Here is a 15353-nt window from a genome sequence, read left to right as displayed (position 1 = left end):
ACTTTTTGCTATCAAATTCTGTTAATTTTCAATTTGAACGGATACCATGCTACAGAAGAAAAAGTACATTTGTCCTAAGGTGAAGATACTGATGATGGAAATGCGAGTTTCAGATAATGAAGAACAATAGCGATCTGATGTAAAAAGAAAGGTTAATTATCTGTTTTTGTGTAGACTAATGATGCTAGATAATAAAAAGCTTTTTTTGAATTTTACGTAAGAGTATAATTATAAATGATCTTATTGGAGGGAGTGAGGATGATCGAAAAAATAAAGGATGGCGGAGCTGGGTTATTACACGCAATCAAGAAAATTACATTTCCCAATCGTTTGTTTTTAGTCTTAGCGATCGTTTTTGGCTTATTAATGATCAATACCGTACCGCCGATCCAGGCACCGGATGAGATTGGGCATTTCATTAAAGCCTATGCGTTTTCGGAATTCAAGGTCAAACCAATGACCTATAACAAAAAGTTGAAGAAAACAGACAATACATGGGGAAACTATGGGTTCGAGGTTCCGTACGAAATGAAAAGTATGAATTCTTACGCTGTTGATAAGAATGGAAAGAATACGGAATACCCTTACCAATACAAAGTAGATGAGAAACATATTAAGGCCGGTGAAAAAGCCTTTATTGGTACTGGTGGTATCACGAATTACTTCTTTGTGAACTATCTTCCTCAGATATTCGGAATCAAGGTTGGCAAGTTGATGGGGAAACCAGTGATTTGGCAGTATTACGCCGCCAGGTATTTGAATCTGATTTTTTATGTATTGATCCTCTTTTTCGCTATCAAGCGATTTCCATACTCTAAAATGGGTGCCGCGATACTCGCGTTGAATCCGATGGCGCTCTTTTTAGCAACCTCGGTCTCGGGAGATGCAATGATCATTGCAATAAGCTTCTTCTTCATTGCTTGGATTACCAGCTTGATTGGTAAGGAGTCGATCAGTAATCGCAAGCTTGCTCTCAGTGCTGTCTTGATGGTTTTCTTAGTGTTGCTGAAGCCGACTCTGATTGTCTTGGGCATGTTGTTTTTCTTGATACCTAATAAAACGTTTAGCATCCAGCGTAAAGTGATTTGGGGTGTAGGTATTTTTGTATCCTGCATCCTATGTTATGTACTATGGAATAAACTGATGATTGATCAGCAGCTGCTTTATCGTGATTTTGCCAATCCCAGTAAGCAGGTGGCATTGTTCTTGAAGGAACCAGGAATCTTTTTTGAAAATTTTCGAGATAACTATCTCTTTGGCACAAAAGGAGACAATATCGTCTATTCCTTTGCCGGAAAATTTGGTTTGCTCGATGCACCGTTAGGATTACACTGGCTCGTTTTGTATTTTATGACCTTCATTGGAGCTTGCTTTGTTCAAGAAAAGGACTATCAGTCATTGATTCCTTATCAAAGAATCGTTGTCGCGGTGATGCTGCTCCTGTATACGGTCTTGACCTTCTTTGCTCTGTATCAAATTTGGAACAAGGTCGGGCGTACCGCGTCGATTGAAGGATTGCAAGGACGCTACTTTATCCCGGCCAGCTTGTTGATTGTGCCACTGTTTTCCAGCAAAGAAAAAATCCTCAACATAAAAAATAGCAGGGTAAATATTGTCGTTTCAATTTGTATGGTTACTGTGTTGATCGCGACATTAATAACATTGTCAAATCGGTACCCTGTTGGCTAATTTAAAATCAAGTTTAGTTTATGAACAAAAAAGTCGAACGCCACTTCCTATCAACTGATAGAAAGATGGCCGTTCGACTTTCATTTTGTAAAGTATTTCTCAAAAAAGCTTTCTGTTTGTAAAGTTTTTACAGATTTTACTTCGTAACTGTGTCCCAAAAGCGCTCTAAGGTTGCTAATTGTGTCAGCTGGCGATTGCATTGATCGCTATCGGTACAAATATAGTTGCCTTTTTTGGTATACGTACCATCTCCAGCAGATTTGGTGGTTGCCAAAAAGAAGGCGACGGTACTGATTTGATTACAAATTGCACAATGGCCTTTTTGCACATCGGTACTAAAGCTGCCATAGGCACCGACAAAACGTCCGTCGATTTTACGAAGCAAGTATTTGCGATTGGTACCGCTGTCGTTCCAGCCCAAATAGCTTAGGTCGCGAAAATCTTTTGTTTCCAGTTCGGGATACTGCATTTTTTTGACTTTGCGGAAGCTTTTCTCGATCTGCTTTGTCGAAGGGACGTCCATCGGAGTGACGAAACGTTTCATTTCTTCAAATAGCTTTTCAAATTTATCCCGCGTGAGTCCGGTATCAAGAAATTGTTCCCAATATGCGGCTAGTAAAGGATCGCGACCAAAAAATTCTTCGGTCCTTCCTTGGATCAATGTCTGTAAAGTGACGATTGTTTGCTTGTCGTTCACTGAATGGTAGGCACTGACAAGTTCGCTGACCTGCTGCTTGCAATACCAATATTCATAAGGGGCTAAAACGTTATTTTCTGTATTCATAATTGATTTTCCTCATTTCTCTCTTTGAGGAAAATTGCTTTTCCGTCAAAGAACTAATCGTTTAATAAGTAGGATAGTTCTTTGAGCGTACGATACAAGATGAATGGGTCATCATGATCTCCTCCTAATGTTGCATGTTACGTACATCCGATAGAATAAATCATTCTTCGCGTTTCTACAAGTCTTTTCTTCTAATTATTCGCTAACTTAAGAGATTTATTCTTTGTGCGCTTAAAATAGTTGATAAAGTAAACTAAAACGCTTATACTTTATTTAGTTGCCAAAGTAAACTAATTTAGGGAGGGAGTGTAAGCGCTTGGATACCCGCGATGTCAGAGAGTTTAATCGATACTATACAAGAATTTTAGGTGTCTTTGATCAAAAAGTCTTTGATTTGGATTATTCGATGATCGAGATGCGTATTCTAGGAGAGATTGGTCGTCATCCCAACATTACCGCAAATCAACTGACAAAATGTTTAAATATCAAAAAGAGTTATTTAAGTCGGAAATTGAGCAAGTTGGAACGAGAGGGCTATATTTCTAAAAAGAAAAATCCTAATGATAGTCGAAGCATGCAGCTTTTTCTCAGTGAAAAGGGTTTGGAATTGAACAAGTATGTAGAAGAACAATCGGATCGAAAAGTACTAGAGCTGTTAGAGCCCTTAGACGCAGCGGACTATCAAGAGTTGGTCACCGCCATGCAAACGATCGAGAAGATCTTGTATCAGGTCGTACCCAACGAGCAGGAAAATAGTTTGTAAAGTAAAAGACGTTTATTCTTTATGAAAGTAAAGTTTTTTCGATAATTTATTTACGATTGAAAAGTATCAAGAAAAAAAGTGAAACATTTATCAAGGAGTGTGTGGAATGAACGAAGTAAAGATTGTCCCATTTGAAGAAAAATATACACAGCAAGTCGTTGATTTGATTCTGCCAATTCAACGAGAGGAATTCAATATTGACATTAGTATTGAAGATCAGCCGGATCTTTTGAGCATCAAAGAAGACTATATCGATACAGGCGGAAATTTCTGGGTGGCACTTTCTGATGAACACGTTATTGGAACGATTGCTCTAGTAAAGCTGGAAAATCACTGCGGAGCCATCAAAAAAATGTTTGCGGCAAAGGAATTTCGTGGCGAAAAGCAAGTAGGAAAGAAATTGTTGGATACACTGGTCGCTTACTGTAAGCATCAAGGGTATACCCGTTTGTATTTGGGAACCGTTGACGTGCTGAAAGCAGCTCAGAAATTTTACAAGAAGCATGAATTTCAGTTGATTGATAAATCAGAGATGCCAAAGGATTATCATTTGATGGATGTTGATACGGTCTTCTTTATGCGGGATTTGACGAAGGAATAAAGAAAATTCTCTTAACCAATTTTAGGGATATGGTTAGGAGATTTTTTTAGACCGAAATTTTTACAACCTCTATTATGTCCTCAATCTAACTGATAAACTGAGGATATAAGTCACTCGGAATTTTCGAAGAATCAGAGGAGGGTAAAAGATGAGTTTATTGGGAACACCGATCAAAATTGGCTATTTAGATGTAGCGAATCGGCTGGTCATGCCGCCGATGGCAACGGAAAAAGCGCAGGGAGACGGAGAAGTGACTCAGGCACTTTGCGACTATTACGCGGAAAAATCCGCAGGCGGTTTTATTGGCTTAATTATTTTGGAGCACAGTTATATCAGTCAAGAAGGAAAAGCCAGTAAAGGACAATTATCAATGGCGAAGGATAGTGATATTGCTGGTTTAGAAAAATTAGTGAAGACGATCCATCAAAATCGCAGCAAAGTCTTTGCGCAAATCAACCATGCCGGTGCCCGAGGAAAAAAAGAAATTATTGGCGGATTGCCAAAAAGTGCCAGTGCGATTGAACACCCAAAATTTGCTAAAAATAAGGCCTTGCCGATTGAAATGACCGCAGCAGACATTCAAAAGGTTATTGCTGATTTTGCGGCAGCAGCTGTAAGAGCGAAAAAAGCCGGTTTCGATGGAGTAGAAATCCATGCTGCTCATGCCTATTTATTGACTCAATTTTATTCTCCATTGACCAATAAACACGTAGATCAATATAGCGGATATTCGATCGAAGGAAGAATCCGACTTCATTTAGAAATCATTGAAGCTGTTCGTCAAGCGGTCGGTCCAGATTATCCACTTGCCCTTCGACTGGGTGCCAGTGATCACGCGCCTGGAGGAACTACGATTGAAGATAGTATCGTTGCAGCGGCAGCATTTGAGCAGGCGGGCATTGATTTATTGGATATTTCAGGAGGACTCAGTTCATACATCAATCCGAATAGCTCAGAGCAAGGTTATTTTAGTGATTTGACCGCGGCCCTCAAGCAAAAGGTGACGATCCCAGTTCTTTTAACAGGTGGAATTCTTGACGCAGAAGTTGCTGAAGAACTACTAGGTGAAGAAAAAGCCGATATGATTGGTGTTGGACGAGCAATATTGAAGGATTCAGAGTGGGCAAAGCAGGCGATGTTGACGCTGGAAAATTAGACTGATCAGTGACGAAAAAAATGATACTCGTAAAGTTTTTTTGAAAAATACTTTACAAATGAAAAGAAAACGACCTTTTTACTATCAAAATGGATAGTCAAAGGGTCGTTTAACTTTTTTCTAAATCAATAATTCGTATGGGGATATCTGTCTGGCCTTAAAAACCATGGTGGCAATATCTTCGGGGGATTCTGTCCCGCCCTTTTTGATCCATAATAAAATAATCGCTACGATGCTTGATAGAAGAATCTCCAAGGCATAATCCTCTGGAAGATTTTCTTTTTTAAATTCTAATTCTGTGGATTGACTGATTTTCGATTCAATCAATTCGGATAAAATGCCTTTGATCATCGCGACAAATTGTGGATCGCCGCCTGGTCCTGCCAGAGCACTGATAAAATCAAAATCCTGTTTGACGTAAATCAAAGCTTCCAAAATCAAAGGGTAAGGAATCAGCTCCAATGGGTCATTGACATCTCCAACATTTGGCCGCAGTAAAATAGCCTTTAAATCATTGATTGTTTCCATCTCTAATTTATCCATCAAATCATACTTATCAATATAGTGTGTGTAAAAGGTTCCCCGATTGATCCCAGCTTCGCGAGCAATCTCCATCACTGTCAGTCCTTCAAATCCCTTTTCATGTATCAATCGAGTGAAGGCACGTTTAATTTCTTGTTTACTCGCAGTTTTTCTTTTATTTCCCATCGTTATCCTCCTAATTGAACAGAACTGGACAAAGTGTTTATTGCATTGTTTATTTATTAATTCTATACTAATTTCATTATTTAATCAACACGTTGTTCAATTAAGGAGGAAATTTTATGAGTTACATCGAAATGGTCCACAATTACAAAAGCTATCAAACAGGTGAAACGGAGATCTTGGCAAACAAAAACGTCAATTTTAAAGTAGAAAAGGGGGAACTAGCCATCGTATTAGGCCCTTCTGGCGCTGGAAAATCGACAGTCTTGAATATCCTTGGAGGAATGGATAAAAATACCAAAGGGCAAGTAATCATTGATGGCAATAATATCGCGGATTATACAGCTAAGCAGCTTACCGAATATCGGCGAGAAAGCGTCGGATTTGTCTTCCAATTTTATAATTTGGTTCCCAATTTGACAGCGAAAGAAAATGTTGAGCTTGCTTCTGAGATCGTCGAAGAGGCTACCGATCCTGAACAGGTTTTGGAAGAGGTGGGCTTGAAGAATCGGATGAATAATTTTCCTGCCCAATTATCAGGCGGGGAACAACAGCGGGTCGCGATTGCTCGAGCGGTCGCGAAAAATCCAAAAATATTGCTATGTGATGAGCCAACAGGGGCATTAGATTACCAAACAGGGAAGCAGGTTCTGCAAATTTTGCAGGACATGAGCCGAGAAAAAGGCTCAACGGTAATCATCGTGACACATAATGCAGCGCTGGCGCCCATCGCTGACCGGGTGATTCGTATGCACGATGCTCAGGTAAAGGAAATTATGGTAAATCAAAATCCTAAGAAAATTTCAGAGATTGAATGGTAGGTGGAAACGATGAGGAAAAAGAAAACGTTATGGAAAGATATTTTCCGTTCATTTAGATATTCGAAGGGCCGATTCGTTTCAATTTTACTATTGATGATGATCAGTTCCTTTGCTCTAGTAGGTTTAAAGGTAACTGGACCAGATATGCGGGAAACGGGGAAAAACTATTTTTCTGAGTTGAACATGGCGGATGTCTCGGTGATCGGCAGCTATGGGATCGATGACTCTGACCGCGAGGCAATAGAAAAAACTGATGGCGTACGTCAAATTGAGTATGGCTATTTGAAGGATGTCACCAAGAAAGATACGACCGAGAGCTTTCGGCTTTTTTCTAAGACGAAGGACATTTCTACTTATCAAATAGAGAAAGGGCGAATGCCAAAAAAAGACACGGAGATTGCATTGGATGCGAAATGTGCAGATAACTACAAGCTAGGGGACACGATCAGCTTTACTGAAAAAGCCGATATCACAAATTCCAGGATCTTGAAAAAGAATTCTTTCAAAATCGTCGGCTTTGTCAACACCTCCGAGGTCGTATCATCCCTCAATCGCGGTCAGTCGACGGCTGGTACTGGTGAATTAAAAAGCTTTGGTGTGGTGAACGCCTCAAACTTTGATTCGCCGTATTATATGATCGCTCGCATGACCTTTAAGGATACGAAAAATCTAGATCCCTATTCGGACAACTATACAAAGAAGGTCCAAAAGCACAAAGACGATTTAAATGAGCAATTGGAGGAGCAACCGGAAAAACGGTTAACGGCGATTAAAGCGGACTATCAAACGAAAATGAATGATGCAAAAAGACAAATGAACAATGCCCGCGTACAGTTATCGGATGGCCAACAGCAACTAGATGCGGGAAAAGAACAGCTGACTGCTGCCCGCCAAGAGCTAGAACTGAAAAAGCAGCAAATGGGTGGGTCGGAAAATGTTCCTGAACAACTTAAAACACAATTAGCTGCTAGTGAACAGGAATTGGCACAAAAAGAAGCCGAGTATCAAACACAGCTGAATCAGTTTGAAGCAAAGAAAAATGATGTGCAGAAGAAGTTGAACACAAGTGAAAGCCAGCTTTCAGAAGCACAAACGACGGTAGACCAATTAAAAAAACCAGTGTATTCAGTCAACAATCGTCGGGAATTACCCGGCTCCGAAGGGTACAGAATCTATAACAGTATTTCGTCGATTGTGGATGCTTTGGCAAATGTTTTTCCGGTTTTCCTATTTCTAGTAGCTGCCCTCGTGACGTTTACCACCATGGGCCGCTTTGTGGATGAGGAGCGGAAAAATTCTGGAGCGCTGAAAGCTTTAGGCTATACTGATAGAGATATTTACAAGAAATTTGTGGTTTATGGGTTGAGCTCCAGTATGATCGGATCGATCATCGGAATTGTATTAGGCCACACTTTGCTGCCGATGATTGTCTATAGCACCTATCAAGATGGCTTCATCCTGCCTGAACTAACGCTGAAGTTTCACTGGGGGATCTCAGTATTGGCATGTGTTCTAGCCTTTATCAGCGCGGTGATCCCTGCACTGATCTCAGCGAAAAAGGAATTGCGCGAACGACCAGCGGATCTGCTGCTGCCTAAAGCCCCTGCAGAAGGTTCAAGAATTTTATTGGAAAGAATTCCTTTTATTTGGAATCACCTAAGCTTTACCCATAAAGTAACGGCTCGAAATCTTTTCCGTTATAAAAAACGGATGCTGATGACGATTTTCGGGGTTGCTGGGTCGGTCACTTTATTATTTGCCGGTTTTAGTGTGCAGCACTCGATTGAAGGAATCAATGAACGGCAATTTGGCGAGCTGATCCGCTATGATATGATCGTGGCTGAATCAGACACGCTGACACCTGACAAAAAGGACGAAATTAAGCAGCAGCTATCGGATCCTGCGATACAGGAATATGCGCCTGTTCATTATGAAACCATGACAAAAGCTGCTGGAGCGAATCACGACAATCAAGAAATCAAATTGATCGTACCGGAGAAAACACAAAATTTTGACGACTACATTCATTTAAATGAACGAAAAACTAAAAAAACGTTGCACCTGAATGATGATGGCGTGATCATTACTGAACGATTGGCGAATTTGTTGAATGTGGAGGTTGGCGATCAGATCAAGGTCAAGGATGCAGAAAATCAAAACCGAACGATGAAGGTGGACGGAATCACTGAAATGTATATGGGTCATTTTATGTTTATGAACAAAACGGAGTATCAGTCTGTCTTTAAGGAGGATTTCCAATCCAATGCTTCATTGGTCAATCTAAAGAACCCGTCCAAAGCGAATACCAAAAAACAAGCGGCGAAATTTATTAATCTGGCAGGAGTCGCCGGTGTCGTTCAAAATACGACGATGACTAGTCAAATTGATATGATTGTTACATCGCTGAATAAAATCATGGAGGTCCTTGTCTTTATTGCTGTGCTGCTAGCGGTCGTGATCCTGTATAATTTAACGAACATCAATGTATCTGAACGAATTCGTGAGCTTTCTACTATTAAGGTATTGGGATTTTATGACAAAGAGGTCACACTGTACATTTATCGTGAAACAATCTTGCTGACGGCAATCGGGATCGTCGTTGGTTTCGGGTTAGGTGAATGGCTGCACCAGTTTATTCTTACCTCGGTTCCACCAAATGATGCGATGTTTAATCCAGCGTTGTCCAGTATCAGCTTTATTGTACCGACAGTAATCATTGTTATCGTGACGACCATTCTTGGATTTATCATCAATCACCGTTTGAAAAATGTTGATATGTTAGAGGCCTTGAAATCGGTGGATTAAATGAATTTTTTCTTCATGATAGAGAACACTTTATTGGAAGTAATTCTGATAAAGTGTTCTTTTTTTTGTGAAAAGGACTAGCTAGTCACTTGATATATGAATATGTATTCATATATACTTAATTCAAACACATGAATTGACATTCATATGAATAACAATGATGATAAGAGGAGAATACTATGGAAAAAAGGAGCGTACCACTTCATGATCTAGATAATGCCCACAGCCATGAACATGTCCACAATCATGGAGGGAAACTCACGATCATCCTGTTTTTTGTCGGGTTTGCGGCATTTTTAGCGGGCTTTATTTTGGAGGGAAGCAGCAGTTTTTATTCGAGTATGGCATTTATTCTCTCTGTTGTTACCGCGGGATACCATATTATCCTTGAAGGTGTCGGCGATACCATTAGAAATTCACACAGTGCCAAAAAATTTCAGCCAAATGTTCATTTTTTAATGGCCTTAGCAGCTGCTGGGGCGATCGTGATTGGTAAATACGAGGAAGCGGCCATGCTGATCGTGATTTTTGCGGCAGCGCATTTCTTGGAGGATTACGTAGATGGAAAAAGCAAACGAGAAATCACTCACTTATTGAATCTAAATCCGACAGAAGCCAGAATTGTTTATCCTGATGGCAGTACCCAAATAGTTCCAGTGGATGTGGTAAAAACTGGTGATACATTGCAGGTTCTTAATGGAGCGCAGGTGCCAACCGATGGGGTGATTTTAAGCGGAAACACTGCGATTGACGAATCCTCCATCAATGGCGAAAGTATTCCCAAAGAGAAGACGTTCGGGGATGAGGTTTATGGGGGTACGATCAACGGTTCCGGCACTTTCACCATGAAAGTTACAAAAGATAGTTCGGAAACGGTCTTTTCAAAAATCTTGCAACTGGTGAGGCAATCGCAAGAAAGTTTAACCAAGACAGCCACGCTGATTCAACGCTTGGAACCTAAGTATGTGACGATCGTCTTAGCCTTGTTTCCATTCGTGTTACTTGCCGGGCCGTATATTTTCGGCTGGAGCTGGGAAGTCAGTTTGTATCGCAGTATGGTTTATTTGATTTCTGTTTCACCCTGCGCGCTTGCTGCAAGTGCTGTCTCAACGACTTTAGCGACGATTTCCAATTTATCTAAAAAAGGTGTGTTGGTAAAAGGCGGTGCGTATCTCTCAAAATTACAAGGCCTAAAAGCCATTTCTTTTGATAAAACTGGAACACTGACAAATGGCAAGCCGGTAGTGACGGATTTTGTTTTTGAACAGGGGCTGGATCAAAATGAACTTATTGATATCCTAGTGGCTATGGAAAAACAATCGAACCATCCATTAGCCACAGCGATCATCACTAGTTTTCCCGAAACGAGGGCGCTTCAGCTTGACGTAGCAAATCAAGTCGGACGTGGCTTATCGACGAATTATGTAGGCAACAGCTATCGTATCGGAAAACCTGTCTCCTTTGAAAAAGTTTCCTTTATTTATAAAGAAAAGGAAAAGCAATTTTCTGCAGAGGGAAAAACGGTGGTATTCTTTGGGAAAAATGAGACAGTAATTGGCTTGATTGCATTGATGGATGTACTGATTCAAGACGCAAAGGCAGCGATAAGCTATTTCAAAGAAGCGGGTCTTCATACGACCATGATCACAGGCGATGCAAAGCTAACCGGTGAAACAGTCGGAAAACAAATCGGTGTCGATGAGGTCATTGCCAACGTGATGCCGGAAGACAAAGCGAAGATTGTTAAAGAACAACAGGAAGAATATGGTTCAACTGCTATGCTGGGCGATGGAATCAATGATGCACCTGCACTTGTTACTGCGGATGTTGGTATCGCAATGGGCGAAGGAACAGGTGTCGAGATAGATGTGGCCGATCTCGTGCTAATGAAAAATGATTTATCTAAACTGGCTTATGCACATCAATTAAGTAAGAAAATGGACAAAATTACGTGGCAAAATATCGCCTTTTCAATAGTTGTTGTGTTAACGTTAGTCACATTGAACCTTCTTGGCAAGATGGACATTACCATCGGTGTGATCTTGCATGAAGGGAGTACGATCTTGGTTATTCTAAATGCGTTGAGAATGTTGAAGACACCGAAGAAGTATTTGTAGAGTAAGATTTTATGGGAAATAAAAGCAGATGGTGAAGATGGAGCAAGGGATTAATTAAAATTGGAAAATCCAACCATTTGACAGTTGTTCTTTATAACCATTAGAATTTGTGTATCAAGATCGAAGAATAAAGAATAGCTGGAGGAGATAAAATTGGAACTAGATTTAAAAGGAAAAACCGCATTGGTCACCGGTTCAACTAAAGGAATCGGCAAGGCAATTGCCTGGGAACTGGCAAAAGAAGGGGCAAATGTCATCATAAATGGTCGCAATAGTCAGGCAGTGGATGAAGTAGTAATGGAAATAAAGAAACAATTTCCGCAAACAACGCCACAGGCAGCTGCCTATGATTTATCTAAGGAAGACGAGCGTCAAAAACTGTTTGAAGCTTATCCGAGAGTTGATATTTTGATCAACAATATGGGCATTTTTCAGCCAAAGGATTATTTTGATATTACAGATGAGCTTTGGCAGCATTTTATTGATGTGAACTTTTATTCCGGCAATGCACTGGCGAAGTTTTATTTACCTGAAATGTTGTCGACTGATTTTGGCAGGATTATCTTCATTGCGAGTGAAGAGGCGATTATGCCCTCTGGTGAAATGCCGCAATACAGCTTGACCAAAACGATGAACCTTTCTTTAGCTAAAAGCTTATCCAAGCTGACAAAGGGAACCAATGTAACAGTCAATACCATCATGCCAGGCTCCACTTTAACAGAAGGCGTGCAGCAGATGTTGGTGGATATGTATAGCGACACGGATATCCCTGAAAGTGAATGGGAAAGCGATTTTATGAAAAATCATCGACCATTGTCTCAAATTCAACGATTGATCCGTCCAGAAGAAATCGGTCGCTTTGCAGCCTTTGTTTCCAGCCCTTATGCGCGATCCTTCTCAGGAGCAGCATTACGTCTAGATGGTGGATTGGTACCGACAATTTTCTAGAACGATTTATTTATGGATAGCATGTTGTAAAAAAACAACACAAAAAAATGAACCCTCAAGAGAAAATCGCTGAGGGTTCATTTTTAATATTGTTATTTAGCTGGGGGTGTACCGTACATTTTAGGTGTAACAGGATCAAGCTTAGGGGCTTTTCCTTCTACTTTTGGTTCTTTCAAGTAGTTGTATTCACCTTCACCGTCTAATGCTTTTCCTTTGGCCCAGCTGCCTTTTTTGCTTTCTTTGCCTTCAGAAAAGTTGTAGAAATCATAAGCGATATCTAAACGTTCATTCTCTCTTGGGAACGTACTAGGAACTAAAATACTCTTTTCCTTTTCTTCTAGTTCTTTGACAGCAGTTGCCCATAAGTTTTGGTGATAGCTGTCGCGGGCTAATAGTACGGATAGTAAATCTTTAACGCCTTTATCTTCAATCATTTCGTAAATTCTGGCTACTTGCAGGCGGCCTTGGGATTCCGCATTTAGGTTTGCTCGGAAATCAGCTAGTAAATTACCGCTGGCAATGATATAACCGCCGCTCCAAGGATTTCCTACACTGTCAGCAGGACGTGGTCCTAAGCCAGCAACAATTGCCTGTTGCGGATTCATACCAGCAATTACAGCGCCAATAGCAGGATCATTTTTCATTGCTGATTCTTGATCTTCAACAGGGGCGCCTTCTAAAAGTCGAGCCACCATCGTTGCCAACATTTCTACGTGGCCAATTTCTTCTGTTGCGATATCCATCAGCATATCTTTGTATTTTTCTTCTCCGCGCATGCTCCAGCCTTGGAACAGGTACTGCATAGCAACGCTCATTTCGCCGTATTGTTCACCAATCAATTCTTGAAGATACTTCGCAATTAGAGGATTCGGACTATCCGGTTTTGCTTCAAACTGTAATTCCTTTTTGTGTAAAAACATATCAATATTCACTCCTATTTATTTTTTACATGAACCAATAACAGTTCATTGTATTTAGTTTTGGATGGTGATTTTATTGAATAGTAAAAAGCTAAAATACGTCAATAAAAGCTTATTTATTCACCAGTAAAAATTTGTTTGGTAACTTTATAAATTTAAAAAATGCTTTACTAACGATCGTTTAGCTCTTACATTAGTTTCTAAAGATACGAAGGAAATAATAAGAAACTTAATCTGTTTATCTATAAAGTAATGCTTGTTGTATAAAATAGTGTAAAGGATAACTTTTTTTTGAACAGAAATATGCTTAAAAGAGTAAAAATGGGGACGCGTATAGGAGAAAATAAACATATTTTCAAGCGCTTGTTGTGTATTTGGAATTAAGGAAAACATAAAGCTCAGCCTTTAATGATGTTGACAAACACGGTGTTATCTATTAAATTTACACTATAGTGGATTTTATTCGAGATAGTAATTGGAGGATATTATGATTTCAGCAAATGAAATTGTCAGTCGAAATATTAAACGAATTCGCCAAGAAAGAAATCTGACCTTAGATGATCTGGCGCGATTGTCCGGCGTTAGTAAGAGTATGCTAAGTGAGATCGAGCGTTGCGCCAAAAGTCCGACGATTTCGATGCTAGAGAAAATTTGTACAGGAATTCATATTCCTTTAGCCCAGCTGACTTATATGGAAACACCGGACGTGTCAGTAATCAGAAAAAGTAATAGTAAGCATTATTCAACTTCAAAAGGGTTTGATACGTATAATTTGTTTGAGTTTGATCCGGATAAAAAATTTGAAATGATGCGTCATGTGATCGCGCCTCACTCGGAGCGCTTATCTGAATATCATGAAGCCGGAATCAGAGAATATATTATTTGTACACAAGGGGTATTGGCTATTCAGGTTGGTGAAAAGAGTTTTGAACTAGAAGAAGGAGAAGCAATTCAATTTTTAGCAAATTGCAATCATAAGTATGCCAACCCGACGAATGAGGAAACACATATTTTGATGCTGATGTTTAGGGAGTAGAAAGAGGGGATTGAATGAAAGGGTATAGTGTTCGGTTGGTAAAGTTGGTATTTGGTTTGTTTTTATTCGCATTGGGTTCGTTTTTAACGATTCAGGCAAATATCGGCTTGGCTTCCTGGGAGGCCTTCAGTATGGGATTAGCTTATCTGACAGACCAAACGTATGGCAATATTTTGATCATTAGCGGATTTGTCATTTTATTGGTTGATGTAGCTTTAAAGGAAAAAATTGGCTTTGGAACAATTCTTAACACGATTCTGATTGGAACTTTCGTGGATCTGATTCAAGCTGTGGATCTGATTCCTCAAATGAACAATTTTTTCTCTGGCGTTTTGATGCTGTTACTTGGGCAACTGTCGATTTGCATTGGGAGTTATTTTTATATTGGGGCTTCGCTTGGCTGCGGGCCGCGTGATGCTTTGATGGTTGCGTTGGGAAAACGTCTGCCGAAGGTTCCCATCGGAATTGTTCGCGGTGTAATCGAGGGCACGGTTCTGCTGATTGGTTGGCTATTGGGAGCAAAGGTGGGAATTGGAACAGTTATTTCGGTCTTTGGAATCAGCTTCATTTTAGAGGTGACCTTCAATATTTTGCACTTTGATGTTACGAACATTGAGCATGAAAGCATCGTGGATACCGTGAGAACATTATAAAGCTAAATTTAATCCAAAGAAAAACGAATTGTCTTTTATAGGCGGTTCGTTTTTTTGTAGCTGCAGTCAGAAGCTCCTATTTAGGAATGAAAACCAGATTTTTTAACATATAGTCAGACTCCTCTCGAATGTGACAAAAAAACATTCAATAACAACAGAAAATGACCTCTTCTAAAGAAACGTTTAAATAACAACGTTTCTTTAGGTTATCAATGAAAATTTATTTGTAAATTAAATATAAAGGTTAGTTGACAAGAAAATAATTTTTTTCTAAAGTCCGTTAATTAAATGACTAGAAAACAAGAAGCAATGTTCGGCGTGTATTTTGGGAAGAAAAATACGAAATGAGAGATCT

At 39.8% G+C, this 15353-nt stretch carries 13 protein-coding genes; 10 read left to right on the top strand and 3 right to left on the bottom strand.

Annotated features, from left to right (window positions below; all coding sequences use genetic code 11):
- Positions 1-258: 258 nt before the first annotated feature.
- A complete protein-coding gene (locus tag OMU_RS03685) occupies positions 259-1689 on the top strand; it encodes a DUF2142 domain-containing protein (protein WP_016178617.1) in 1431 nt (476 codons plus the stop codon).
- A gap of 136 nt (positions 1690-1825) precedes the next feature.
- On the opposite strand, the gene OMU_RS03680 is transcribed toward OMU_RS03685, so the two are convergent.
- The gene (locus tag OMU_RS03680) at positions 1826-2473 is read right to left on the bottom strand and encodes a FusB/FusC family EF-G-binding protein (protein ID WP_016178616.1); all 648 of its coding nucleotides are present in this window, start codon (positions 2471-2473) and stop codon (positions 1826-1828) included.
- 316 nt (positions 2474-2789) lie between these two features.
- Between OMU_RS03680 and OMU_RS03675 the strand changes: the two genes are divergently transcribed.
- The 3 genes from OMU_RS03675 to OMU_RS03665 all read left to right on the top strand — a co-directional run bounded on the left by OMU_RS03675 (position 2790) and on the right by OMU_RS03665 (position 4993).
- On the top strand, positions 2790-3236 hold the full coding sequence (locus tag OMU_RS03675; protein WP_016178615.1) for a MarR family winged helix-turn-helix transcriptional regulator: 447 nt from the start codon (positions 2790-2792) through the stop codon (positions 3234-3236).
- A 106-nt stretch (positions 3237-3342) separates the two neighbouring features.
- Positions 3343-3837, top strand: coding sequence for a GNAT family N-acetyltransferase (locus OMU_RS03670; RefSeq protein ID WP_016178614.1), 495 nt, complete (start codon positions 3343-3345; stop codon positions 3835-3837).
- A gap of 148 nt (positions 3838-3985) precedes the next feature.
- A complete protein-coding gene (locus OMU_RS03665; protein ID WP_016178613.1) occupies positions 3986-4993 on the top strand; it encodes an NADH:flavin oxidoreductase in 1008 nt (335 codons plus the stop codon).
- A 120-nt stretch (positions 4994-5113) separates the two neighbouring features.
- Here OMU_RS03665 and OMU_RS03660 read toward each other — a convergent pair whose 3' ends face one another.
- Positions 5114-5701 (bottom strand): TetR/AcrR family transcriptional regulator, encoded by a 588-nt coding sequence (locus OMU_RS03660; protein ID WP_016178612.1) that lies wholly within the window; start codon positions 5699-5701, stop codon positions 5114-5116.
- Positions 5702-5817: 116 nt separating this feature from the next.
- Here OMU_RS03660 and OMU_RS03655 point away from each other — a divergent pair, with 116 nt between their 5' ends.
- The 4 genes from OMU_RS03655 (at position 5818) to OMU_RS03640 (ending at position 12389) form a co-directional block, all read left to right on the top strand.
- Entirely contained in the window at positions 5818-6519 is a 702-nt protein-coding gene (locus tag OMU_RS03655; protein ID WP_016178611.1) for an ABC transporter ATP-binding protein, read from the top strand.
- 9 nt (positions 6520-6528) lie between these two features.
- Positions 6529-9324 carry an FtsX-like permease family protein gene (locus tag OMU_RS03650; protein WP_016178610.1) on the top strand — a complete coding sequence of 932 codons (2796 nt, stop codon included), beginning with the start codon at positions 6529-6531 and terminating at the stop codon, positions 9322-9324.
- 179 nt (positions 9325-9503) lie between these two features.
- A complete protein-coding gene (locus OMU_RS03645) occupies positions 9504-11441 on the top strand; it encodes a heavy metal translocating P-type ATPase (RefSeq protein WP_016178609.1) in 1938 nt (645 codons plus the stop codon).
- Positions 11442-11594: 153 nt separating this feature from the next.
- Positions 11595-12389, top strand: coding sequence for an SDR family NAD(P)-dependent oxidoreductase (locus OMU_RS03640; RefSeq protein WP_016178608.1), 795 nt, complete (start codon positions 11595-11597; stop codon positions 12387-12389).
- A 92-nt stretch (positions 12390-12481) separates the two neighbouring features.
- Here OMU_RS03640 and OMU_RS03635 read toward each other — a convergent pair whose 3' ends face one another.
- The gene (locus OMU_RS03635; RefSeq protein ID WP_016178607.1) at positions 12482-13309 is read right to left on the bottom strand and encodes a manganese catalase; all 828 of its coding nucleotides are present in this window, start codon (positions 13307-13309) and stop codon (positions 12482-12484) included.
- A 487-nt stretch (positions 13310-13796) separates the two neighbouring features.
- Here OMU_RS03635 and OMU_RS03630 point away from each other — a divergent pair, with 487 nt between their 5' ends.
- Together OMU_RS03630 and OMU_RS03625 are read left to right on the top strand one after the other, a co-directional pair.
- Positions 13797-14345, top strand: coding sequence for a helix-turn-helix domain-containing protein (locus OMU_RS03630; RefSeq protein WP_016178606.1), 549 nt, complete (start codon positions 13797-13799; stop codon positions 14343-14345).
- 14 nt (positions 14346-14359) lie between these two features.
- The gene (locus OMU_RS03625; RefSeq protein WP_016178605.1) at positions 14360-14998 is read left to right on the top strand and encodes a YczE/YyaS/YitT family protein; all 639 of its coding nucleotides are present in this window, start codon (positions 14360-14362) and stop codon (positions 14996-14998) included.
- Positions 14999-15353: the final 355 nt, after the last annotated feature.

The sequence above is a fragment of the Enterococcus avium ATCC 14025 genome (assembly GCF_000406965.1).
Lineage (GTDB): Bacteria > Bacillota > Bacilli > Lactobacillales > Enterococcaceae > Enterococcus_A > Enterococcus_A avium.
This window is presented reverse-complemented; position numbering and strand designations above follow the sequence as displayed.